The sequence below is a fragment of the Bacillus sp. KNSH39 genome (genome assembly GCF_052656585.1).
The window spans coordinates 2941240-2964583 of sequence record NZ_JBQXYO010000001.1 but is presented as its reverse complement, the minus strand read 5'-3'; the positions used below and the strand labels follow the sequence as shown (position 1 = coordinate 2964583).

General features: G+C 37.5%; 20 protein-coding genes, 2 pseudogenes and 3 other annotated features. Of the genes and pseudogenes, 16 read left to right on the top strand and 6 right to left on the bottom strand.

Features of this window, described 5'->3' with window-relative positions; genetic code table 11:
• Nucleotides 1–69 precede the first annotated feature (69 nt).
• Nucleotides 70–561: a dUTP diphosphatase gene (locus ACUL40_RS15115; RefSeq protein WP_000365050.1), complete on the top strand. Its 492-nt coding sequence runs from the start codon at nt 70–72 to the stop codon at nt 559–561.
• 70 nt (nt 562–631) lie between these two features.
• A complete protein-coding gene (locus tag ACUL40_RS15110; RefSeq protein WP_000163555.1) occupies nt 632–1717 on the top strand; it encodes a M42 family metallopeptidase in 1086 nt (361 codons plus the stop codon).
• A 40-nt stretch (nt 1718–1757) separates the two neighbouring features.
• Here ACUL40_RS15110 and ACUL40_RS15105 read toward each other — a convergent pair whose 3' ends face one another.
• A complete protein-coding gene (locus ACUL40_RS15105) occupies nt 1758–2375 on the bottom strand; it encodes a TetR/AcrR family transcriptional regulator (protein ID WP_000023672.1) in 618 nt (205 codons plus the stop codon).
• Between the two features lie 297 nt (nt 2376–2672).
• Between ACUL40_RS15105 and ACUL40_RS15100 the strand changes: the two genes are divergently transcribed.
• Nucleotides 2673–3326: an HlyD family secretion protein gene (locus ACUL40_RS15100; protein WP_001071419.1), complete on the top strand. Its 654-nt coding sequence runs from the start codon at nt 2673–2675 to the stop codon at nt 3324–3326.
• Between the two features lie 12 nt (nt 3327–3338).
• Nucleotides 3339–5138 carry a DHA2 family efflux MFS transporter permease subunit gene (locus tag ACUL40_RS15095; RefSeq protein ID WP_000095295.1) on the top strand — a complete coding sequence of 600 codons (1800 nt, stop codon included), beginning with the start codon at nt 3339–3341 and terminating at the stop codon, nt 5136–5138.
• Nucleotides 5139–5175: 37 nt separating this feature from the next.
• Here ACUL40_RS15095 and ACUL40_RS15090 read toward each other — a convergent pair.
• The 4 genes and pseudogenes from ACUL40_RS15090 to sspI all read right to left on the bottom strand — a co-directional run.
• Nucleotides 5176–5331: pseudogene (locus ACUL40_RS15090) on the bottom strand (DNA-binding protein); the annotation flags it as partial.
• A 58-nt stretch (nt 5332–5389) separates the two neighbouring features.
• Nucleotides 5390–5470: pseudogene (locus tag ACUL40_RS15085) on the bottom strand (CPBP family intramembrane glutamic endopeptidase); the annotation flags it as partial.
• A 74-nt stretch (nt 5471–5544) separates the two neighbouring features.
• A complete protein-coding gene (locus tag ACUL40_RS15080; RefSeq protein WP_000554786.1) occupies nt 5545–6102 on the bottom strand; it encodes an HD domain-containing protein in 558 nt (185 codons plus the stop codon).
• A gap of 176 nt (nt 6103–6278) precedes the next feature.
• On the bottom strand, nt 6279–6488 hold the full coding sequence (sspI, locus tag ACUL40_RS15075; RefSeq protein ID WP_000009509.1) for a small acid-soluble spore protein SspI: 210 nt from the start codon (nt 6486–6488) through the stop codon (nt 6279–6281).
• Between the two features lie 82 nt (nt 6489–6570).
• Here sspI and ACUL40_RS15070 point away from each other — a divergent pair, with 82 nt between their 5' ends.
• The 6 genes from ACUL40_RS15070 to ACUL40_RS15045 all read left to right on the top strand — a co-directional run bounded on the left by ACUL40_RS15070 (nt 6571) and on the right by ACUL40_RS15045 (nt 14310).
• Nucleotides 6571–7368 (top strand): TrmH family RNA methyltransferase, encoded by a 798-nt coding sequence (locus ACUL40_RS15070; protein WP_002026395.1) that lies wholly within the window; start codon nt 6571–6573, stop codon nt 7366–7368.
• 48 nt (nt 7369–7416) lie between these two features.
• Nucleotides 7417–7645: a binding site (T-box leader), on the top strand.
• 44 nt (nt 7646–7689) lie between these two features.
• A complete protein-coding gene (pheS, locus tag ACUL40_RS15065; protein WP_000388219.1) occupies nt 7690–8724 on the top strand; it encodes a phenylalanine--tRNA ligase subunit alpha in 1035 nt (344 codons plus the stop codon).
• A gap of 18 nt (nt 8725–8742) precedes the next feature.
• Entirely contained in the window at nt 8743–11163 is a 2421-nt protein-coding gene (pheT, locus tag ACUL40_RS15060) for a phenylalanine--tRNA ligase subunit beta (RefSeq protein ID WP_000498186.1), read from the top strand.
• A gap of 154 nt (nt 11164–11317) precedes the next feature.
• Nucleotides 11318–11569: a binding site (T-box leader), on the top strand.
• Nucleotides 11570–11621: 52 nt separating this feature from the next.
• Nucleotides 11622–13013, top strand: coding sequence for an asparagine--tRNA ligase (gene asnS, locus ACUL40_RS15055; protein ID WP_000432177.1), 1392 nt, complete (start codon nt 11622–11624; stop codon nt 13011–13013).
• A gap of 177 nt (nt 13014–13190) precedes the next feature.
• Complete coding sequence (locus ACUL40_RS15050) at nt 13191–14093, top strand: SDR family oxidoreductase (protein ID WP_000503910.1); 903 nt, start codon at nt 13191–13193, stop codon at nt 14091–14093.
• Nucleotides 14094–14175: 82 nt separating this feature from the next.
• A complete protein-coding gene (locus ACUL40_RS15045) occupies nt 14176–14310 on the top strand; it encodes a YuzL family protein (protein ID WP_000039591.1) in 135 nt (44 codons plus the stop codon).
• Between the two features lie 168 nt (nt 14311–14478).
• On the opposite strand, the gene rnhC is transcribed toward ACUL40_RS15045, so the two are convergent.
• A complete protein-coding gene (gene rnhC / locus ACUL40_RS15040) occupies nt 14479–15414 on the bottom strand; it encodes a ribonuclease HIII (protein WP_000071593.1) in 936 nt (311 codons plus the stop codon).
• 124 nt (nt 15415–15538) lie between these two features.
• Here rnhC and zapA point away from each other — a divergent pair, with 124 nt between their 5' ends.
• The 6 genes from zapA to brnQ6 all read left to right on the top strand — a co-directional run bounded on the left by zapA (nt 15539) and on the right by brnQ6 (nt 23193).
• A complete protein-coding gene (gene zapA, locus ACUL40_RS15035; protein ID WP_000082701.1) occupies nt 15539–15808 on the top strand; it encodes a cell division protein ZapA in 270 nt (89 codons plus the stop codon).
• 1 nt (nt 15809) lies between these two features.
• Nucleotides 15810–16349, top strand: coding sequence for a CvpA family protein (locus ACUL40_RS15030; RefSeq protein ID WP_000565409.1), 540 nt, complete (start codon nt 15810–15812; stop codon nt 16347–16349).
• A 55-nt stretch (nt 16350–16404) separates the two neighbouring features.
• Nucleotides 16405–18123 carry a DNA polymerase/3'-5' exonuclease PolX gene (gene polX, locus ACUL40_RS15025; RefSeq protein ID WP_000867532.1) on the top strand — a complete coding sequence of 573 codons (1719 nt, stop codon included), beginning with the start codon at nt 16405–16407 and terminating at the stop codon, nt 18121–18123.
• Between the two features lie 19 nt (nt 18124–18142).
• Nucleotides 18143–20503, top strand: a complete 2361-nt coding sequence (locus tag ACUL40_RS15020; protein WP_000893715.1) for an endonuclease MutS2 — start codon at nt 18143–18145, stop codon at nt 20501–20503.
• Between the two features lie 195 nt (nt 20504–20698).
• Nucleotides 20699–21388: a 23S rRNA pseudouridine(2604) synthase RluF gene (locus tag ACUL40_RS15015; protein ID WP_000700729.1), complete on the top strand. Its 690-nt coding sequence runs from the start codon at nt 20699–20701 to the stop codon at nt 21386–21388.
• Nucleotides 21389–21496: 108 nt separating this feature from the next.
• Nucleotides 21497–21752, top strand: a binding site (T-box leader).
• Between the two features lie 115 nt (nt 21753–21867).
• Complete coding sequence (brnQ6, locus tag ACUL40_RS15010; RefSeq protein WP_000842635.1) at nt 21868–23193, top strand: branched-chain amino acid transport system II carrier protein BrnQ6; 1326 nt, start codon at nt 21868–21870, stop codon at nt 23191–23193.
• Nucleotides 23194–23344: the final 151 nt, after the last annotated feature.

Genomic DNA, 23344 nt, shown 5'->3' with positions numbered 1-23344 from the left:
ACATAATAATGAACTTTGAGATGAAACAACATTGTTGCGTAAAATGCGATGTTGGAGGAGGACAATAGAATGGACTTACTACAACTATTTAAATTACAAAAAGAATTAGATGACCGTATTGCAAAAGAACATGACTTACAACCGAAAAAATTGTTAAAAGAAAAAATGTTAGCTCTTCTTGTAGAAATTGGAGAACTTGCAAATGAAACACGTTGTTTTAAATATTGGAGCAACAAACCAGCATCAGAACGTGAAGTAATATTAGAAGAATACGTAGATGGTTTGCATTTTATTTTATCAATCGGAATTGATTTAGGTATTGATAAAAACTTCCTATTCTATAAATGTGCACAGACGAATAAAACACAAGTGGAAATTTTCTTAGACACATATGCGAAAGTAATTCGTTTTACAGATCAACCATCTATTACAAACTATATTGAATTATTTACGAGCTATCTTCGACTTGGACAAGCACTTGAATTTGAACAAGAAGAGATTGAAAAAGCATATTTAGATAAAAATGAAGTAAATCATCAGCGTCAAACACAAGGATACTAATTTAATTTTTGAATATTTCAATTTAATTATTGTATAATGAATTGACTGAAGAAAAAGGAGGGTGTTGGCAATGACAAAATTAGACGCGACATTGACAATGCTAAAAGAATTAACAGATGCACGTGGTATTGCTGGTAATGAGCGTGAACCACGTGAAGTAATGAAGAAATATATTGAGCCGTTTGCGGACGAACTTTCTACTGATAATTTAGGGAGTTTAGTTGCGAAAAAAGTAGGGGAAGAAAACGGCCCGAAAATTATGGTTGCAGGTCATTTAGATGAAGTTGGATTTATGATTACACAAATCGATGACAAAGGTTTCCTTCGCTTCCAAACGGTTGGTGGCTGGTGGTCACAAGTTATGCTTGCGCAACGCGTGACGATTGTAACGCGTAAAGGAGATGTAACAGGTGTAATTGGTTCAAAACCACCGCACATTTTACCTCCAGAAGCTCGTAAAAAGCCAGTTGAAATTAAAGACATGTTCATCGATATCGGTGCTTCTAGCCAAGAAGAAGCGATGGAGTGGGGCGTACGACCAGGAGATCAAGTTGTACCTTACTTTGAATTCCAAGTGATGAAGAATGAAAAAATGTTACTTGCAAAAGCATGGGATAACCGAATCGGTTGTGCAATTGCAATTGACGTATTAAAACAATTAAAAGATGAAAAGCATCCAAACGTTGTATATGGCGTTGGAACTGTACAAGAAGAAGTTGGTCTTCGTGGCGCAAAAACATCTGCGAATTATATTAAACCAGATATCGCGTTCGCAGTAGATGTTGGTATCGCTGGAGATACACCGGGTGTAACGTCAAAAGAAGCACAAAGTAAAATGGGCGATGGACCACAAATCATTTTATATGATGCTTCTGTTATTGGACATACAGGTTTACGTGATTTCGTAGTTGATGTTGCTGATGAATTACAAATCCCGTATCAATATGATTCAGTAGCAGGCGGAGGAACGGATGCGGGTGCGATTCACATTGCTGTAAATGGTATTCCTTCTATGGCAATTACAATTGCAACGCGCTATATCCATTCTCATGCGGCAATGTTACATCGTGATGATTATGAAAATGCAGTGAAGTTAATTGTAGAAGTTATTAAACGTCTTGATAAAGAGGCTGTACATAACATTACATTTAATTAATAGAAAAAGCGAAGGAGCTTCTCCTTCGCTTTTTTATGTTTTAAAAAGGCCTTTCTAATCCTGCAGCAGTATGAGCCCCTAAAATAATTAAACGAGTTAATTGCATCGCCATAAAATGCGGGGTATATATCATCCCTCTTTTTAGCCATGACATAATCATTCCTAGGTGGGCACCAGTAACATAACTAATGAGAATATCGCGTGGAACCATTAGTTTTTCATCGTTAGGTTGTGAAATAGAGAGGCTTAATGTTAAATGCGTTTGAATTGCTTTCATCATCTTATACGTATAGTTTCCAGCAGCTTTATCACCAAGCATGACGTTATAGAAGTTAGTGTTTTCTGCAATATGTTCGAACAAGGCCAAAAAACTTGGATGTGGCGAATCAAATGTTAGTTGGAAATCTTCTTTATTTCTATTTCTCGGTTTAATTACTTCAGTTAGCTTTTCTAACATTTCTTCAATGCTTTTGTCTAGTAAGTCATATTTATCGTGGTAATGGCTATAAAATGTAGCGCGGTTTACAGGAGCGCGTTCTGCGATATGTTGCACAGTTACATTTTCAAAGCCTTTTTCGCCTACTAAAGCGACAAAAGCATCCTGTATGAGTTGTCTCGTCCGTTTTACACGTGGATCATTTGTATTTTTAATAGACATTTTTATTTCCCCTCGTTTAATTTTCTATACTTAAACAACATATTGGTATTATATTGTTGTTTAAACGACATTTCATACGTGAATTGTCGGTTGTAGATTCAAAATAATTATTTATAATTATAAACGATAGTCCTTCAGAAATCAGCACCGCTCGCAGGTAGATAAATTTCGATTTACGCTGCAGATGGTGTGATTTTTTTGTTAAAAGGTTAATATAATTAACAATTAAACAATCTAAACAATAAGGACATAAATAGTTTAGAAAAAAATTATATGCGATATAAGGAGAGGAATGCAATGAATCAGTTTCGAAGAATGGTAATTATCAACATTATCACATTAATTGTACTAGTTGGCGGCGGTATTGGCGGTTATTACTATTACAATCAAACGGAAAATTACTTAAAAACAGACAATGCAAAGATTGATGGAAAGGTAATTCCGGTTGCTTCACCAGTAGCAGGTAAACTAACTGACTGGAAAGCTGAAGTAGGAAAAAATTATAATGAGAACGATAAATTAGGTACTGTTACTGTAGCGGCAGCTAATGGAGAACAAACAGTAGATGTAACAATTCCACAAAATGCAACAGTTGTACAATCAAACGCGACAACAAATGCTTTCGTTGGAGCGGGTAGCCCGATTGCTTATGCATTTGATATGAACAATTTATGGGTAACAGCAAACATTGAAGAAACAGATGTTGATGATGTTCAAAAAGGTCAAGATGTAGATGTGTATGTAGATGCATACCCAGATACAACGTTAACAGGAAAAGTAGAACAAGTTGGCTTAACAACAGCGAATACATTCTCTATGTTGCCATCAAGCAACGCAACAGCGAACTATACGAAAGTAACACAAGTAGTACCAGTTAAAATTTCTTTAGATCATAGCAAATCAGTAAATATTGTTCCTGGCATGAATGTGACAGTTCGTATTCATAAGTAAGGGGGAGATGAGATGTCCTCAATTGTAATTGCAGGATATGCACTATTTTGTATAATCGTCTTCTTCCTTGTAAATCGTCTTTTACGAAAGAAAAAAACGAAAATGGGAGAAGAACAAGTCCCAGCCGTAAGTAAAATAGAAGTAAGTAAAGTTGAAACAGAAGAGAAAGAAATTGAACGAAAGCAAGAATCGGAAATTTCTAATGTAGTTGAGTTAGAAACAGGAAAGCAAGAAGAAGTAAAACAAGAAAAAGAAGTGCCGAAAAAACAAATGTCTATGCCTGTAGAGAATGTGAACGTAAAAGCAGTTGTAGCTGTATTAATTCTAGGCATGTTCGTTTCTATTTTAAACCAAACAATCATTAATGTTGCATTACCTCCGTTAATGAATGAATTTAATGTATCAACTTCAACAGCACAATGGTTAATTACAGGCTTCATGCTTGTAAATGGTATTTTAGTACCGATTAGTGCCTTTTTAGTTTCACGATTTACGTATCGTAAATTATTCGTAGCAGCAATGTTATTCTTCACGGTAGGATCTATCATTTGTGCTACTTCAGGAAACTTTACAATGATGATGACAGGTCGCGTAATTCAAGCAGTTGGTGCGGGTATTTTAATGCCGGTTGGTATGAATATCTTCATGACGTTATTCCCGCCTCATAAACGCGGAGCGGCGATGGGATTACTAGGTGTAGCGATGATTTTAGCACCAGCTATCGGACCAACTGTAACAGGTTGGGTGATTGAAAACTATAGCTGGAACTTAATGTTCTATGCGATGTTTATTATTGGTTTAATTATTACGTTCCTATCTTTAAAATTCTTTACACTAGCTCAGCCGGTGTCTAAAACGAAATTAGATATATTCGGTGTGGTTAGTTCAAGTATTGGACTAGGAAGCTTATTGTACGGATTTAGTGAAGCTGGAAATAATAGTTGGACTAGTGCAGAAGTCATTATTTCACTTGTTATCGGTGTAATTGGTTTAGCGTTATTTATTTGGAGAGAGTTAACAACGGACAATAAAATGCTTGATTTACAAGTATTTAAATATCCAGTATTTACTTTTACTTTAGTAATTAATGCAATCGTTACGATGGCATTATTCGGAGGTATGTTATTGCTTCCAGTATATCTGCAAAACATTCGTGGCTTTACGCCAATTGAATCTGGTTTACTACTTCTTCCAGGATCATTAATTATGGGGATCATGGGACCAGTAGCGGGTAAATTATTCGATAAATATGGTATTCGTCCATTAGCGATAATTGGATTGGCAATTACGACGTATGCGACATATGAATTTACAAAATTATCGATGGATACGCCGTATAGCGTTATTATGACGGATTATATTATACGTTCAATTGGTATGTCATTCATTATGATGCCAATTATGACAGCTGGTATGAACGCGCTGCCGATGAAATTAATTTCTCACGGTACAGCAACGCAAAATACGTCAAGACAAGTAGCTGGTTCAATTGGAACAGCGATTTTAATTACACTTATGACGCAACAAACAACTGCCCACGTAGCAGATTACGGCAACATGTTAACAACATCAAACCCAATTTTAGTTGATAAAGTACACGGCATGGGTCAAAGCTTAGCGGCCTTAGCTGGATCAGCTCAAGCAGGAGACGCGATGAGCACACAACTATTATATGGACAAATTTCAAAACTATCTGCAATTAACGGTATTAACGATGCCTTCTTAATCGCAACGATACTTGCAGGTATCGCTTGGGTGTTATCGTTCTTCTTACAATCAGGCAATAAACCAAATAGAAAAGCAGGGAATTAATTTCCCTGCTTTTTTGTTTTCTTATACAAGGATTCAATTAGATATAGAATGAATCACCTGCAGACATGAGAACCCAGAAAATAACCCCCAGTAGTCCCGCAATAAAAATAATAAATCCTATGTTGTGTATACTTTTACATTGTGCTTGTAATCCATTTATCCTCGCTAATAAGACAATTAAAGAAATTAAAATTAGTATAAAGAAGTTGTTATAAAAAGAGTAAAGAGAGGTATCATCATGATACCTCTCTTTATCCTAAGAATGCTAACATATTATTGATAATATGAAATAACATAGCTGGAATAATGGATTTTGTTTTCAGGCGTAATATTTAAATATTACATATAAAGGTGTATTTTCCATAAAATAATAAAAGAGGTATCACCCTGTAGTGATGCCTCTTTCTCATTGATAACTATGTTCTGTCTTGTTATTCAATTTTGCTTGCTCTATTTGCAATTCACGCTCTACCAATCGATCTAATTGCTGAATTGCTTTAAGTGCTTTTTCATAAGAAATTGTTCGATAATGATGCGCTCCGCCCGGTTCTTCATCTGCTTCGTCTGCCCATTTAATAATATTTTGAAGAGATGTTCTTTCAATTTCTTGTTCCACTAAGAAAGAATCTGTATGAAGAAGAATTGCAATAGAAATTTCTTTTGCTAGTTTTGGATGTTCTCCTAATCTAATAAGTAATTTATGTGCTCTTTCAGCGCCTTTAATTGCATGGATATCATTCTTTTTATATAAGTCATAATCCCATTCGCCGCCTGTGTACCACGTATGATGTCCGATATCATGAAGGAAGCCAGCTTTTGTGGCAGCATCGACTGAGGCGTGATGCTTTTTGGCTAGGTGAAACGCATGGTAAGCGACAGCGATCGCGTGGACCATTCCAGAACGGTTTACGTATTTTTGTGTAATGTGGTGTTTAAAAATTTGTTCAAGCGTAATACGGTGCATAAAACATTCACTCCTTTTATCTTATGGTGTATATGAAGAAAAATCGATCGGTTTAAATGTATTTTGAACATTGTACTCCATCATAGTTCGTTAGTAAAGTAGAAATGTTTAGGAGAAGAAAAAATTTTTCTGCAAAAAAATCACCTTAGCTTATGCAAAGGTGATTTTCAAATTGCTTATTTTTTTAATCCTTGCTCTAGTGTTTCTAACATTTCGTGCTTTTCATTTTCATCAGCGTTTTTCCAAATGACTTCAAATAAAACGCCAAGACCTGGAAGCATTTTTTCTTCACCGCTTTGAATTGCATCGACGATTGTTTCTTGTAATTGATCTTGTGAATTTCCAGATACATTCGCTAATACGGCACCGCGTAAATTAAAACTCATTGCTTTCACCTCTTCTTCAGAATTGAAACTGACGTTAGTTTTTGTTCTTTTTTATGTAAATATGTATGAAAAATAGGCTATAATGATAAGACAAGAAGAGAGGGAAATACATATTATGAAAAACATTGATTCAGTACAAAATCCGCGTGTAAAGCAGTGGAAAAAGCTGCAAACGAAAAAAGAACGCGATAAAAAAGGTTTATTTTTTGTAGAAGGATTCCACTTAGTCGAGGAAGCTTTGAAGACAGGAATTGTAACAGAACTTATCGTTTCAGATCAGACAGACCTTCCGAAAGATTGGACAGTTAATGATGTGGAAATGTACATCGTACCTGAGGCGATTGTAAAAATACTTCGTGAAACAGAAACGACGCAAGGTGTATTTGCTGTTTGTGAGAAGCATGAGAAAGAAGTAGCTCTTACTGATGGGAAATTCCTTTTATTAGATGGCCTGCAAGACCCAGGTAATTTAGGAACAATTATTCGTACAGCTGATGCAGCTGGTATTCACGCCGTTGTGCTTGGAGAAGGTTGTGTTGATGTTTACAATAGTAAAGTACTCCGCTCTACACAAGGCTCTATTTTCCACTTACCAATTGTAAAAGGGAACTTAGAAGAATGGGTAGACAAGTTAAAAGAAAATAACGTTCCTGTATATGGAACAGCTCTTGAAAATGGAGTTCCGTATGGTGAAGTAACGCCGGCTGGCAGTTTTGCATTAATTGTAGGAAATGAAGGAAATGGCGTACGCCAAGAAATTCTTGCAAAAACGGATCAAAACTTGTATATTCCGATTTACGGCGGGGCAGAATCATTAAATGTTGCGGTTGCAGCAGGGATTTTAACGTATTATTTGCAAAGCCCGGTTGCGAACAAATAAAAAACTTCTTATAATAAGTTGAAGTACATTATATTAAAAGTTAAATAACGAAAAACGTTGATAGAGAAGAGTAGCTTACAAAATCGCCATATAGGGAGAGAATGTCGTAGACTGAAAGCATTCTTATGGTAGACGAAAGTGAATTCACCTCTGGAGTTGACGCCAGGACCATGTATATGTAAAGGCGTTCCGGTCAGAATTGATCGTTATAACTAATGAGTGGGCAGACATGTTCTGTCAATTTAGGGTGGTACCGCGAATTTACCTCGTCCCTTTTTGGGAGCGAGGTTTTTTTATTTTTAAAATTAGGAGGGTTCCAAAATGGAAGCACGTTTAAAAGAGCTAAAGCAAAAAGCGTTAGAGCTTATTGAAGAAGCGAAAGAGCTGAAAGGCTTAAACGACGTACGCGTAGCGTATTTAGGAAAAAAAGGTCCAATTACAGAAGTATTACGCGGCATGGGAAAATTATCAGCAGAAGAGCGTCCACGTATGGGAGCATTAGTAAATGAAGTACGTGAAGCGATTCAAACGCGTCTAGACGACAAAATTAGTAACTTAGAAAAAGCAGTAATTGAAGCGAAATTAGCTACTGAAACAATTGATGTTACATTGCCAGGTCGTCCTGTTGAAACAGGTTGTCACCATCCGTTAACGGCTGTTGTTGAGCAAATTGAAGATGTATTCATCGGTATGGGTTATGAAGTAGCTGAAGGAACAGAAGTAGAAAAAGACTACTACAACTTCGAAGCACTAAACTTACCGAAAGATCACCCAGCGCGTGATATGCAAGATACATTCTACATCACAGAAGAAACGTTACTACGTACACATACATCTTCTGTGCAAGCACGTACGATGGAAAATAATAAAGAAAAAGGCCCAATTAAAATTATTTGTCCTGGTAAAGTGTATCGCCGTGATGACGACGATGCGACGCATTCACATCAGTTCATGCAAATTGAAGGTCTTGTAATTGATAAAAACATTCGTATGAGTGACTTAAAAGGTACACTGCAAGTATTCGTGAAAAAGATGTTCGGTGAAGATCGTGAAATCCGTCTTCGTCCAAGTTTCTTCCCATTCACAGAGCCATCTGTAGAGATGGATATTTCTTGTATGATGTGTCATGGCAAAGGTTGCGGCACTTGTAAAGGAACTGGCTGGATTGAAATTCTAGGCGCAGGTATGGTTCACCCGAACGTACTTGAAATGGCTGGTTATGATTCAAAAGAATATCAAGGTTTCGCATTCGGTATGGGCGCAGAGCGTATCGCAATGTTGAAATACGGAGTAGATGACATTCGTCATTTCTATACAAATGATGTACGTTTCTTACAACAATTCAAACGAGCGTAAGGGAAGGAGAGGATAAGTATGTTCGTATCATATCGTTGGTTACAAGAGTATGTAGATATTAAAGATGTAACAGCACAAGAACTAGCAGACAAAATCACGAAAAGTGGTATTGAAGTAGAAGGCGTTGAAGTATTAAATAAAGGTGTAAAAGGTGTTGTAGTTGGTCACGTATTAGAATGTGAAAAACACCCAGAAGCTGATAAATTAAGCAAATGCTTAATCGATATCGGTGAAGAAGAGCCAGTTCAAATTATTTGTGGAGCTGCTAACATTGCAAAAGGTTTAAAAGTACCAGTTGCAAAAGTTGGAGCTGTACTTCCTGGTAACTTCAAAATCAAAAAAGCAAAACTACGCGGTGAAGCTTCTCACGGTATGGTTTGTGCTCTTCAAGAGCTTGGTATTGATGGAAAGTTAGTTTCAAAAGAATACGCAGATGGTATCTTCATCTTCCCAAGTGACGCTGAAGTTGGTGCAGATGCACTTGAAATTTTAAACTTACACGATGAAGTACTTGAGCTTGGCTTAACACCAAACCGTGCAGATTGCTTAAACATGTTAGGTGTTGCTTACGAAGTAGCTGCTATTTATGGCCGCGAAGTAAAACTTCCAGCTATCGACTTACAAGAAACAGCAGAAAAAACTTCTGATTATATTTCTGTAAGTGTAGAAGCGAAAGAAGAAAACCCATTATACATTGCAAAAATGGTTAAAAACGTAAAGATTGGTCCATCACCAATGTGGATGCAAACTCGTCTTATGGCAGCTGGCATTCGTCCAATTAGCAACGTAGTTGATATTACAAACTACATTTTAATGGAATACGGTCAACCGTTACATGCATTCGATTACGATAAATTAGGTTCAAAAGAAATCGTTGTTCGTCTTGCAAAAGAAGGCGAAAAAATTGAAACGTTAGATGATCAAGAGCGTACATTACAAAGCCACCACCTTGTAATTACAAACGGCACGAAAGCTTTAGCTGTTGCTGGTGTAATGGGCGGGGCGGATTCTGAAGTTACAAATGAGACAGTAAACGTTCTAATTGAGTCTGCATACTTTGCAGGTCAAACAGTACGTCGTACATCAAAAGACTTAGGTCTTCGTAGTGAATCAAGTGCACGTTTCGAAAAAGGAATCGACCCAACACGTACATTTGAAGCAATTCAACACGCAGCTGCTTTAATGGCGAAATATGCTGGCGGTGAAGCACTTGAAGGTGTAGTAGAAGCTGACAACTTACAAGTACAAGAGCGTACAGTATCTGTTACTGCTGAAAAAGTAAACCGTGTATTAGGTACAAATATTTCTGCGAGTGAAATGGGTACAATGTTCACAAACTTGAAATTCCCATTCACAGAAGTAGAAGGAACATTCCACGTGAATGTACCAGCACGTCGTCCTGATATTACAATTTCAGAAGACTTAGTAGAAGAAGTGGGCCGTCTATATGGTTATGACCACATTCCAGTTACATTACCTTCTGGAACGATGACTCGTGGTAAATTAACATCAGCACAAACGAAACGTCGTAAAGTACGCCGCTTCTTAGAGGGTGCTGGTTTATATGAAGCAATCACATATTCATTAACAAGCGCTGATAAAGCGAAACAATATATGGTTGAGCCAAATGAAAAGGCGCCTGTAGGTCTTGCACTTCCAATGAGTGAAGAACGTAGCCAACTTCGTTTAAGCTTAGTACCGCAATTACTAGAAGCAGTTTCATACAATGTCGCTCGTAAAAACGACAGCGTTGCTTTATACGAAGTAGGTTCTATCTTCTTACCGACAGAAGAAGGAGAACTTCCGAAAGAAGAACAACATCTTGCAGGTGTTATGACAGGTCTTGCTCTTCACCATGCATGGCAAGGTGAGAAGAAAGTAGTAGACTTCTTCGTTGTGAAAGGTGTACTAGAAGGACTATTCGACGTACTTGGCGTTGCAAACCAAATCACATATGCACCAGCAAAACGTGAAGGTATGCACCCAGGCCGTACAGCTGACATCGTATTAGATGGCGAAGTAATTGGTTTCATCGGTCAATTGCACCCAGAAGCAGAAAAACAATTAGATGTGAAAAATACATTCGTATTTGAATTATCTCTTGTAAAAGTATTCGGTGCAGACGCTGAAGAAACTTACTACGCAGCAATTCCACGTTTCCCATCTATGACACGTGACATGGCTGTTGTAGTAACAAAAGAAACAAAAGCTGGTGAAATGAAGCAAGTCATTGCTGAAGCTGGCGGAGAACTTCTGAAAGACGTAACACTATTCGACTTATACGAAGGTGAAAAAATGGAAGAAGGCAAGAAATCACTTGCATTCTCTATGACTTACTTCGATGCAGAACGTACATTAACAGACGAAGAAGTAACAGAAGCACATAACCGTGTACTAACAACGGTAGAAGAGAAATTCGGTGCGGAGTTACGTAAGTAATTAGAAAATTGCCGGATATATTCCGGCAATTTTTTTATTGGGTTAGTTGTCGGACACTGTCGGTAAGTCGATATATTACAAAAATCGCTCATATATTTTCCGACACCTTGCATCTTTCTCTCGAATGTAGTACATTAATTTTAGTTTAACAAAATGAAAGACGATGATAAGGAAAAGTAGTATATACTATAATCCAAAGCGAGTCAGGGACGGTGAGAGCCTGATGAGGCGGTATATGTGAAGAACACCTTGGAGTTGCTAACCGAAATTGAATCTTGTATTCAAGAGTAGACTTAGACGGGAATCCGGCCTGTTACAAACCGGGAAGTATGTATTACATACGAGTTAAAGTTGGTCTTTATGACAAATTGGGTGGTACCGCGAAGTTTAACCTTTCGTCCCTTTATGGATGAAAGGTTTTTTTGTATTTAAATATATGAGCAAAGGAGAATTTCACTATGGAAAACACATTAGTAAAAAGTCTGTATAGAGATACAGAAAAGTATGCAGATCAAACAGTACAAGTATCAGGGTGGATTCGTAACTTACGTGATTCAAAAGCATTTGGTTTCATCGAATTAAACGACGGTAGCTTCTTCAAAAGCGTTCAAATCGTTTTCGATACAGAATTAGAGAACTTCAAAGAAATTGCAAAACTTCCACTTAGCTCTTCAGTTAAAGTAGAAGGTAAAGTAATTGCAACGCCTGGAGCGAAGCAACCATTTGAAATTAAAGCAGAAAAAATTGATATCGAGGGCTTATCAGATTCTGATTACCCACTTCAAAAGAAACGTCATACATTTGAATACTTACGTACAATCGCTCACTTACGTCCAAGAACAAATGCATTCTCTGCAACGTTCCGCGTACGTTCTATCGCAGCATTTGCGATTCACCAATTCTTCCAAGAGCGTGGATTCGTACATGTTCATACACCTATCATCACTGGTAGTGATACAGAAGGTGCTGGCGAAATGTTCCGCGTAACAACGCAAGATTTAAATAACCTACCAAAAGGTGAAGACGGAAAAGTTGATGAGTCAAAAGACTTCTTCGGTAAAGAAACAAACTTAACAGTAAGTGGACAGCTGAACGCTGAAGCTTATGCATTAGCATTCCGTGATGTATACACATTCGGACCTACATTCCGTGCAGAAAACTCAAACACAACTCGCCACGCTGCTGAGTTCTGGATGGTTGAGCCTGAGATTGCATTCGCGGAACTAGGGGATGTAATGAACCTTACAGAAGATATGCTGAAATATGCAATGAAATACGTATTAGAGCATGCACCAGAAGAAATGGAATTCTTCAACAGCTTCGTTGATAAAACAGTTCTTGAGCGCATGAACAACGTAATTAACTCAGACTTCGGTCGCATCACTTATACAGAAGCAATTAAAGTACTTCAAGAATCAGGTGCTGACTTCAAATACCCAGTAGAATGGGGAATTGACTTACAAACAGAGCACGAAAGATACTTATCAGAAGAAATCTTCAAACGCCCTGTATTCGTAACTGACTATCCGAAAGACATTAAAGCATTCTACATGCGTTTGAATGAAGACGGTAAAACAGTAGCTGCTACTGACCTTCTAGTTCCTGGCATCGGCGAATTAATCGGCGGAAGTCAACGTGAAGAAAGAATGGACGTTTTAGTAGACAGAATTAAAGAATTAGGTATGAACGAAGAGGACTACTGGTGGTACTTAGAACTTAGAAAATACGGCGGTACAAAACACGCTGGATTCGGTCTAGGTTTCGAGCGCTTCCTAATGTACATCACTGGCATGGCTAACATCCGTGACGTAATTCCATTCCCAAGAACTCCAGGTTCTTCTGAGTTTTAAGATATAAAAAAAGCGAGAGCAACTGCTCTCGCTTTTTTTATTGAGAAAGGTTGTAATTGCAACCTGAACTTTATAAAGTATTTCACGACTAGAAAAGATGTTGTTCATAGTTCAATTCCCACTTCATATATAAGTAAAACGAATGCGACATTTATATAGGGAAGGGGTTTTTATACAATGGGGGAAATTCCAAGTCATACAAAGTGGACATTGCGTGACAAGTATATAGTAATCACTGGTGCAACAAGTGGTATTGGATTAGCGGCAGCTAAGATGTTTGCAAAAAGCGGTGCTAAGCTAGGAATCATTGCACGTAATGAAGCAAAAGCGAATGATGTTATGACTCAACTTGAAAATATAACGGATGGGAATGCAGTGGTAGATATATTTTTCGCTGATATGTCTTCCCAACAATCTATACGCCAGGTAGCTACCGATATTTTAGAAAGATGTCCGAGAATTGATATATTAGTAAATAATGCGGGTGCTTTATTTCAAACAAGACAAATTACAGAGGACGGTTTGGAGATGACCTGGGCGGTAAACCATTTAGGTCCATTCTTACTTACAGATTTGTTGTTGGAGCGTTTAAAAGAAAGTGCTCCTGCTCGCGTCATTACCACTGCATCTCACGGTCATAAAATGGCTAAAAAGGGAATTGATTTCGATGATCTAGATGCAGAACAACTGTATCGCGGTATTAAGAAGTTCATGGGCGGTCCTACAATGCGTTATGCACAAACAAAACTAGCTAACATTTTATTCACCTCTGAATTGGCACAGCGATTGGAGGGAACGGGTGTTAGTGCTTATAGCTTTGACCCGGGGCTAGTGAATACAAATTTTAACCAGGATAATGGTCTAGCTGCTCGCTTAACTATGGCAGCAATGAAACCTTTCTCCCGTACGCCGGAGAAAGGTGCTGAAACTTTAGTATGGCTAGCAGAATCAACTGGATTTACTAATCAGAGTGGTTATTACTATGCCGATAAACAAGTAGGGGAAATGTCTGAAGCTGCCTTGGATAAGGATGCAGCAAAGCGGCTATGGGACATAAGCGAAAACCAAACACGAGAGTAAAAGAGTAGCGAGTATATGTTCAGATTATTATGTTGAATAGTTTTTTACCCTTAAGTAAAAAGTAACCTTGGGGGTGAGTGCAATGAGTAAAAAAGTGAAAAAAGACCATTCAAGATCAATCCTAGGTTCTCCAGAAGTGGAAGGACAAGGGACAACAACACATGAAACGGGTTCTCATAAAGTATCTTCATCAAATAAGAAGCAGAAACGAAGCTAATATAAAAAAGGGAGAGTCTTGGCGGCTCTCCTTTTTTATAGGGGAATTACTAAAAATGAGTTAATTTAGCGATATAGTTAGAAGAGGAAAATAGTAAATGCAATTACATTGAATCGAGAACACATGAAACAAAAAACAGGAGTTTGTAGGCTCCTGTTTTTGTCGATACTATCTTAATAAGCGAAGCGCCTTCTCCGTATTAGCGAAATGCAGTTTCACAAACTCAGGTAATCGTTCTTTACCAAGCTTTTGAATTAATTTAGCGGCGGCGATATCAACTTGTTTACCTGCACCTTTTGGAAGGGGCATACCAGCTTTTTTGCTTAGTTCGTTAAATTGTTTTACGAATGAGTAACGAGCTAAAATGGAGGCGGCGGCTACTGCTAAATGGACGCTTTCGCCTTTCGTTGCGAAGTAAACATTTTCACGTTGTACCTGTTTTTGTTTTGCTAAATATTTATAGTATGTATCAGGTTGTGTGAATTGATCGATTAAGACGCCTTCAGGTTTTGTAGGTGCCATTTTAGCTAATAAGTTTGTAATAGCTTTATTGTGTAGTAAAGCTTTTAACTTACCTTGGTTGTTTCCTTTATCAAATAGCTCGTTATATTTTTCGTTATGAAGAACGAGAGAGCTGTAAGGAACAACGTGAAGAAGTTGTTTCGCAATGGCAGTAATTTGTTCGTCATTTAAGTTTTTAGAGTCTTTTACACCAAGTTCTTTTAGTAGTGGAATTTGCTTCGCATCCACATATACAGCAACGACTGTCATCGGCCCGAAGAAATCACCAGTACCCACTTCATCTGACCCTACGATAGACATTGTACCGATGGAAGCAGGCGGTGCATAACGGTGTGAATCGACAGATTTTTTTACAGCTGTTTTCGGTGTTTGAGAGACAGTTTGCCAACGAGAAGCTTCTGCTTCAGCGCGGCCTCCTTGGAACATTACTTTTCCAGATTTATACGCTGTAATCGTGCAAGATGGTACCTTTGCCATGAAGATCCCGCCTTGCGGAGTTTTCGGGCTAAGCGAATGTTTATATTGTTGTTTCATGTCTTCAATTACTGTAGAATTTGTTTGAATTACGATAGAATTTGACATAATGGTCGCCCCTTTTTTTATATTGTTATTTTTATCATATCGGATTGTTCTTTCTGTTTCCATATTATGAAGGTTCATGGTATGATAAACTTTAGGATTCTGTACGTGATTGGAGGCCGGTGAGTTGTCACAACAAAAGGGAAAGAAAAGTCGAATTAATGTAGAAATCTATGGTCAGCAATATTCAGTTGTTGGCGATGAAAGTACAAGTCATATCCGCATGGTAGCAGCGATTGTGGATGATAAAATGCGCGAACTCAATGCCAAGAATCCTTCGCTTGACACGAGTAGACTAGCGGTATTGACGGCGGTAAACGTCATACACGATTACATAAAATTAAAAGAAGAACATGAGAAATTGAAAGAAAGTATGACAAAAAAAGGAATGGAATAACATGATTGATATTATTATCATTTTACTGCTTGTTATGGGATTTTTCCTCGGCTTACGCAGAGGGTTTATTCTGCAACTTGTAAAGTTAACAAGCTTTATTATCGCATACCTTGTTGCATACTGGTACTGTAAAGATTTAGCGCCAGCACTTGCGAAATTTATTCCGTATCCATTTGATAAAAACGTATCTGTTCCAGAATGGATTGATGCAAATAATATTGAGACAGTATTTTATCAAGCGCTTGCGTTTATCATATTGTTTATTATTACTAAAATTGCACTTTCATTACTTGGTAATTTGTTAAATATGTTTGCAGAAATACCGGTTTTAAAGCAAGTAAATGCGTTTGCGGGGGCAATCCTCGGATTTTTAGAAGTATATATTATTTTGTTTGTCTTAATTATCATTGGAAACATTCTTCCGATTGAACAAGTACAAACACCATTACAAAAATCATCAATTAGCAAAATAATTGTAGACGATACACCGATTCTATCTGAAAAGGTGAAGGAGCTATGGCAGACAGGTAGCAGAGTATAACTTCTCTTTTTTCGGAAAGAGAAGTTTTTTTCTATGAAAGAAAGGCGGGGCAATGATGAAAGTAAATAAAAAACAAGTTATCAAATTATTAGAGACAATCGGGCTTTTTATGGAATTAAAGGGCGCGAATCCATTTAAAATATCTGCATTTCGTAAAGCGGCAGCAGCATTAGAAAGTGATGATCGTAGTCTTTCTGAGATTGAAGATTTCACGAAGATTCCGGGCATCGGAAAAGGAACAGCAGCAGTTATTCAAGAATATATAGAATCGGGAACATCTGAAGTATTACAAGAACTTGAAAAAGAAGTACCAAGTAGCTTATTGCCGTTATTAAAACTACCAGGTCTTGGTGGTAAGAAGGTAGCTAAGTTATACAAAGAACTTGGTGTTGTTGATATGGAATCGCTAAAAGCTGTTTGTGAGGAAAATAAAGTACAAGCTTTAGCAGGTTTCGGTAAGAAGACAGAAGAGAAAATATTAGAAGCAATCGATCAAGTAGGCTCTCGTCCAGAGCGTTTACCAATTGCGATGGTATTGCCTATTGCCGGGGAAATAGAGGAGAAATTGTCGAATATTGCTGAAGTAATTCGTTTCTCTCGCGCTGGTAGTTTGCGCCGTGTTCGTGAAACAGTGAAAGATTTAGATTTTATCATTGCAACAACAGAACCAGCAGCGGTACGTGAGCATTTACTACAATTTGATAATATGATTGAAGTAATAGCAAGTGGAGATACAAAAGTTTCTGTCCGTCTTCAATATGAATATGATATTTCAATTGATTTCCGTTTAGTAAAACCAGAAGAGTTTATTACAACTCTTCACCATTTCACAGGATCAAAAGATCATAACGTAAAAATGCGTCAAATCGCAAAAGATAAAGGCGAGAAAATTAGTGAGTACGGTGTAGAGAACTTGGAAACAGGTGAAGTGAAAACATTTGAGACTGAAGAAGACTTCTTTGCTCATTTCGGTTTGCCATTTATTCCGCCAGAAGTGCGTGAAGATGGAAAAGAAATTGAATTAATTAAAGAGTATCCGAACTTAATTCAGTTTTCCGATATACAAGGTGATTTACATATGCATACAACTTGGAGTGACGGTGCTTTTTCTATTGAAGAAATGGTACAAGCGTGCCGTGCTCGTGGATATAAGTTTATGGCGATTACTGATCACTCGCAATACTTAAAAGTGGCGAACGGTTTAACGAAAGAGCGTCTTCGTGAGCAAGCGAAAGAAATTGAACGTATGAATGAAAAGTATCCAGACATTACAATTTTACGCGGAATTGAAATGGACATTTTACCAGATGCCTCGCTTGATTTTGATGATGAAGTATTAGCAGAATTAGATTATGTCATTGGAGCGATTCACTCTAGCTTCTCACAAGACCGTGAAACGATTATGAAGCGTCTACGTACTGCACTTGAGAATAAACATGTCACAATGATTGCCCATCCTACAGGACGTCTTCTCGGGCGTCGTGAGGGTTATGATGTAGATACAGATTTATTAATTGAACTAGCAAAAGAGACAAATACAGTTTTAGAATTAAATGCGAATCCGAACCGTCTAGATTTAAGCGCGAAATTATTAAAACAAGCACAAGATGCTGGTGTGAAAGTAGCGATTAATACGGATGCTCATACGCTTGAAATGTTAGAAGATATGGAAACAGGTGTAGCAGCAGCACGTAAAGGTTGGATTCAAAAAGATAACGTGATTAACACGTGGGATATTGAACGTTTATTAGACTATATTAAACGTAATAAGTAATACAAGGGGGACCTGCAACATGTTAGAAAGAACGTTGCGTGTATTAGAATACAATAAAGTAAAAGAACAATTACTTGAACATACAGCATCTTCACTTGGTCGTGACAAAGTGAAGCATTTAGTGCCGAGCACTGATTTTGAAGAAATTGTAGAAATGCAAGATACAACGGATGAAGCAGCGAAAGTTATTCGTTTAAAAGGTAGTGCACCATTAGGTGGTATTACGGATATTCGCTCAAATGTGAAGCGTGCAAAAATTGGGAGTATGTTAAGTCCAAATGAATTACTTGATATTGCAAATACGATGTATGGTAGTCGTAATATGAAACGCTTCATTGAAGATATGGCTGATAACGGTGTCGAGCTTCCGATTTTAGAAACTCACGTCGCTCAAATTGTATCTTTATATGATTTAGAAAAGAAAATTACAAATTGCATCGGTGACGGCGGTGAAGTAGTCGATAGCGCAAGTGATAAACTGCGTGGTATTCGTACTCAAATTCGTACTGCGGAAAGTCGTATTCGTGAAAAGTTAGAAAATATGACGCGCTCTTCAAACGCGCAAAAGATGCTGTCTGATTCGATTGTAACGATTCGTAACGAACGTTACGTAATCCCAGTAAAACAAGAATATCGCGGCGTATATGGTGGTATTGTTCACGATCAATCGGCTTCTGGACAAACGTTATTTATTGAGCCACAAGTCATTGTAGAATTAAATAATGCACTGCAAGAAGCACGTGTGAAAGAAAAACAAGAAATCGAACGCATCTTATTAATGTTAACAGAAGAAGTGGCAGTAGAAGCGGATATCGTTTTATCAAACGTAGAAGTAGTTGCAAATCTTGATTTCATCTTTGCGAAAGCTTTTTATGCGAAGCGAATTAAAGCGACAAAGCCGATTGTAAATAACGAGCGTTACATGGACTTAAGACAAGCTCGCCATCCGCTTATCGATCCAGAAATAATCGTGCCAAATAACATTATGTTAGGTAAAGATTTCACGACAATTGTTATTACAGGACCGAATACAGGTGGTAAAACAGTTACGCTGAAAACAGTTGGTATTTGTGTGTTAATGGCGCAATCTGGCCTTCACATTCCAGTAATGGATGAGTCAGAGATTTGTGTATTCAAAAATATCTTTGCTGATATCGGTGATGAGCAATCGATTGAACAGAGTTTAAGTACGTTCTCCTCACATATGGTGAACATCGTTGATATTTTAGAAAAAGCTGATTTTGAAAGCTTAGTTTTATTCGATGAATTAGGTGCTGGAACAGACCCGCAAGAAGGGGCTGCACTTGCCATTTCAATTTTAGATGAAGTATGTAATCGCGGTGCTCGCGTTGTTGCAACGACGCATTATCCAGAATTAAAAGCATACGGATATAACCGTGAGCAAGTTATTAATGCGAGTGTTGAGTTTGATGTAAATACATTAAGTCCAACTTATAAATTATTAATCGGTGTACCAGGACGTAGTAATGCCTTTGAAATTTCGAAACGTCTTGGATTATCTGATCGCGTTATTGAGCAAGCACGCAATCACATTAGTACAGATACGAATAAAATTGAAAATATGATTGCGAAGTTAGAAGAAAGCCAGAAGAACGCAGAGCGTGACTGGAACGAAGCAGAAGCGCTTCGCAAACAATCTGAAAAACTGCATCGTGAATTACAACGTCAAATTATTGAATTTAACGAAGATCGCGACGAACGATTATTAAAAGCGCAAAAAGAAGGAGAAGAAAAAGTCGAAGCTGCAAAGAAAGAAGCAGAAGGCATTATTCAAGAACTTCGTCAATTGCGTAAAGCACAGCTTGCAAATGTGAAAGACCACGAGCTAATTGAAGCGAAGAGTCGTCTAGAAGGCGCAGCGCCAGAGCTTGTTAAGAAACAAAAAGTAAATGTGAAAAACACTGCACCGAAACAACAGTTACGTGCAGGTGATGAAGTGAAAGTATTAACGTTCGGTCAAAAAGGTCAACTACTTGAAAAAGTAAGCGATACAGAGTGGAGCGTACAAATCGGTATTCTGAAGATGAAAGTGAAAGAATCTAATATGGAATACATTAACACACCGAAGCAAACAGAGAAAAAAGCAGTTGCAACGGTAAAAGGTAGAGACTATCATGTTTCATTAGAACTTGACCTTCGTGGTGAACGATTTGAAAATGCAATGGCGCGCGTTGAGAAATACTTAGACGATGCCCAGCTTGCAAGCTATCCTCGCGTATCAATTATTCACGGTAAAGGGACAGGAGCACTTCGCCAAGGTGTACAAGATTACTTGAAGAAGCATCGCGGTGTAAAAACCTTCCGTTACGGTGACATGGGCGAGGGAGGCCTAGGCGTAACAGTTGTCGAATTAAAATAGAAAACAACGAAACAAAGGGGAAACCATTATATGTTTATGGACAAACTTGCAAAAGTATTGTTAGCTTGTTGTGGAATATTTTTGGTGATTGGGGTTATTTATTTAGTTGTTTTTGCGAGGTGAAAAAGCGTCAATCGTGGCAAAATGATATTGCCATAGATTGACGCTTTTAATATATGTGAAAAGGAATAGAACATGAAAATCAACCAATACATAAGCGAAGCAAAATCATGCTCCAGACGTGAAACAGATCGCCTTATTAAAGCTGGACGCGTGGCTATTAACGGCGAAATATGTACGCACGGTGCACTCGTAAGCGATGGTGATAGGGTAACGATTGATGGGCAAGTTATTGTAAAAGAAGAGAAAGAAAAAGTGTATATCGCATTTCATAAACCAGTCGGAATTACTTGTACAGCAGCCGATCATATTGAAGATAATATTATTGATTATATCAATTACCCAGAGCGAATCTTTCCAGTTGGGCGATTAGATAAAGCATCAGAAGGACTTATTTTATTAACGAATGACGGCGGCATTGCGAATCAAATTTTACACGGTGATCATGAGCACGAGAAAGAATATGTTGTCACAGTCGATAAACCTTTTACGGACTGGTTTATTGATGAGATGTCCCGCGGTGTAAAGATTAAAGATGGAATGACGAAGCCGTGCAAAGTGACAAGAGTCGATCAATCAACATTTCGTATCGTTTTAACGCAAGGAATGAACAGGCAAATTCGTAGAATGAGTCGTGCTTTCGGATTTACTGTAATAAAGCTAAAGCGAGTACGCATTATGAATATAGAGCTAAATGAGCTTGAAGTTGGAAAGTGGCGGAGCGTTACAGCTGAAGAGTTAGAAATTTTAATAGGGCAGTTATAGGGAGGAAAAATTTTCTCCCTATATTTTTTTGTCAGAAAAAATAAAACTATTGATTTTTTAAAAAATAGCCCATATAATAAAAAACAACAAGTTTCGACAAGATATTTTATAAAAGTAATGATGAGGACATGAGTTGTATTTTACGATTCTCAGAGAGGGAAGCCTTAGGCTGTGAGCTTCCTAATACGAAAAGACAAGCTTACCACCTCTAAACTTCAAGAGTGAACTGCATACATGATGCATTGTAATTCTTGGCGGATAAAACCGTTATCAATTTACACGAGCTATAAAATGAGCTTATTTCGTTATAAATTCATTTTATTAGAATAAGGGTGGAACCACGATTTCAACACTCGTCCCTTTATTAGGGACGGGTGTTTTTTGCGTTCTTTTACGGGGAAGTATGCTTGAAAGAGGATATATGACGGATTTTAATTCAGAATATTTTGTTAATTTATTATTTTAGGAGGTTAGTAGAAATGAAATCATCTTTAAAGTTTTCAGAGATGTTTGCAATAAGTTTAATGTTATTTGCACTGTTTTTTGGTGCGGGTAATATGATTTTTCCACCAGCATTAGGACAAGGCGCTGGAACAGACGTATGGATTGCGTTGTTTGGTTTTATCGTAACAGGCGTTGGACTACCTTTATTAGGAGTAATTGTTATAGCTTTAAAGGGAGATATTAATGAGCTAGCAGGACGTGTACATCCTATATTCGCACTTGTTTTTATCACTGCAATTTATTTATGTTTAGGCGTATTCGTAAGTGTGCCGCGTACAGGAACAGTAGCTTATGAGATGAGTATTGCACCGTTTTTACCAAGTGAGATAGCTGGTCAGTCATATCCACTTGTTATCTTTACACTTATTTTCTTTGCAGTCACTTTCTATTTAGCTTTAAATCCTTCGAAATTAGTGGGTCGTATTGGTAAAGTGCTAACTCCAATATTATTAGCTGTTATTGCAATTATCGTAGGTAAAGCACTTATTACACCAATTGGAGAATTTGGTGCACCGACAGAAGCGTATAGTGCTCCTCTCTTTAAAGGATTTATTGATGGATATTTAACTTTAGATGGACTTGCGGCACTGGTATTCGGAAATGTTGTAATTCATGCGTTAAAAGAAAAAGGCATTACAAATAAAAACAGTATTGCAAAAGTAACAATCTTTGCAGGATTTATTGCAGCGCTTGGTCTACTACTTGTGTATTTAGCACTTGCTTATCTTGGAGCTTCTAGTGTGTCACTTGGAATGGGCGCAAACGGAGGAATTATTTTAACAAATGTCGTGAATCATTTATTTGGTAGCTACGGAACTTTATTACTAGGGATCGCAATTACAGCAGCATGTTTAACAACTTCTGTAGGTATTGTTGCAGCTTGTGGTGATTACTTCTCTTCCTTATTACCAAAGCTTTCTTATCAAAAAGTCGTTTTCATTTTCTGTGTATTAGCATTTATGGTAGCAAACCTTGGGTTAACTCAGTTAAATGCATTAGCATTACCAATCTTAATCGCAATTTATCCAATTGGAATCGTACTTATCGTATTATCACTTGTTGAAAACTACGTTCGTCTTCCATTAGCGATGTATGTGGGCGGGATTGTAGGAGCATTTGCAATAAGTTTCTTTGATGGGTTACACAATGCAAACCTTCAAATTGCAGCGCTAGCACCTATTTTAGATAAGATTCCATTATATAGTGTAGGAATTGGTTGGTTAGTTCCAGGTATAATCGGTATAGGATTTGGTTATATAGTTTCTAAGTTTCAAAAGCAGGAAATTGCTGTAGAAAAATAGAGAAAAGAGGCTTTCTATAATAGAAAGTCTCTTTTTTTGTAAAAAAAGCCGCATATAGAGAAATTTAGATATTAAAAATTTTATACGTAATATAGTTGACAAAAAATTTATGAGTAGGCTAAGATTGACTTAGTTGTGGAAATATTGGAAG

Bases quoted from the DNA above. Each gene is read 5' to 3' on its own strand.
- ACUL40_RS15030 (WP_000565409.1), top strand. From the start codon at position 15,810: ATGATTGATATTATTATCATTTTACTGCTTGTTATGGGATTTTTCCTC.
- polX (WP_000867532.1), top strand. From the start codon at position 16,405: ATGAAAGTAAATAAAAAACAAGTTATCAAATTATTAGAGACAATCGGG.
- ACUL40_RS15050 (WP_000503910.1), top strand. From the start codon at position 13,191: ATGGGGGAAATTCCAAGTCATACAAAGTGGACATTGCGTGACAAGTAT.
- ACUL40_RS15110 (WP_000163555.1), top strand. From the start codon at position 632: ATGACAAAATTAGACGCGACATTGACAATGCTAAAAGAATTAACAGAT.
- ACUL40_RS15115 (WP_000365050.1), top strand. From the start codon at position 70: ATGGACTTACTACAACTATTTAAATTACAAAAAGAATTAGATGACCGT.
- ACUL40_RS15105 (WP_000023672.1), bottom strand. From the start codon at position 2,375: ATGTCTATTAAAAATACAAATGATCCACGTGTAAAACGGACGAGACAA.
- ACUL40_RS15095 (WP_000095295.1), top strand. From the start codon at position 3,339: ATGTCCTCAATTGTAATTGCAGGATATGCACTATTTTGTATAATCGTC.
- ACUL40_RS15100 (WP_001071419.1), top strand. From the start codon at position 2,673: ATGAATCAGTTTCGAAGAATGGTAATTATCAACATTATCACATTAATT.
- pheS (WP_000388219.1), top strand. From the start codon at position 7,690: ATGGAAGCACGTTTAAAAGAGCTAAAGCAAAAAGCGTTAGAGCTTATT.
- ACUL40_RS15020 (WP_000893715.1), top strand. From the start codon at position 18,143: ATGTTAGAAAGAACGTTGCGTGTATTAGAATACAATAAAGTAAAAGAA.
- pheT (WP_000498186.1), top strand. From the start codon at position 8,743: ATGTTCGTATCATATCGTTGGTTACAAGAGTATGTAGATATTAAAGAT.
- asnS (WP_000432177.1), top strand. From the start codon at position 11,622: ATGGAAAACACATTAGTAAAAAGTCTGTATAGAGATACAGAAAAGTAT.
- ACUL40_RS15045 (WP_000039591.1), top strand. From the start codon at position 14,176: ATGAGTAAAAAAGTGAAAAAAGACCATTCAAGATCAATCCTAGGTTCT.
- brnQ6 (WP_000842635.1), top strand. From the start codon at position 21,868: ATGAAATCATCTTTAAAGTTTTCAGAGATGTTTGCAATAAGTTTAATG.
- ACUL40_RS15070 (WP_002026395.1), top strand. From the start codon at position 6,571: ATGATAAGACAAGAAGAGAGGGAAATACATATTATGAAAAACATTGAT.
- ACUL40_RS15015 (WP_000700729.1), top strand. From the start codon at position 20,699: ATGAAAATCAACCAATACATAAGCGAAGCAAAATCATGCTCCAGACGT.
- sspI (WP_000009509.1), bottom strand. From the start codon at position 6,488: ATGAGTTTTAATTTACGCGGTGCCGTATTAGCGAATGTATCTGGAAAT.
- rnhC (WP_000071593.1), bottom strand. From the start codon at position 15,414: ATGTCAAATTCTATCGTAATTCAAACAAATTCTACAGTAATTGAAGAC.
- ACUL40_RS15080 (WP_000554786.1), bottom strand. From the start codon at position 6,102: ATGCACCGTATTACGCTTGAACAAATTTTTAAACACCACATTACACAA.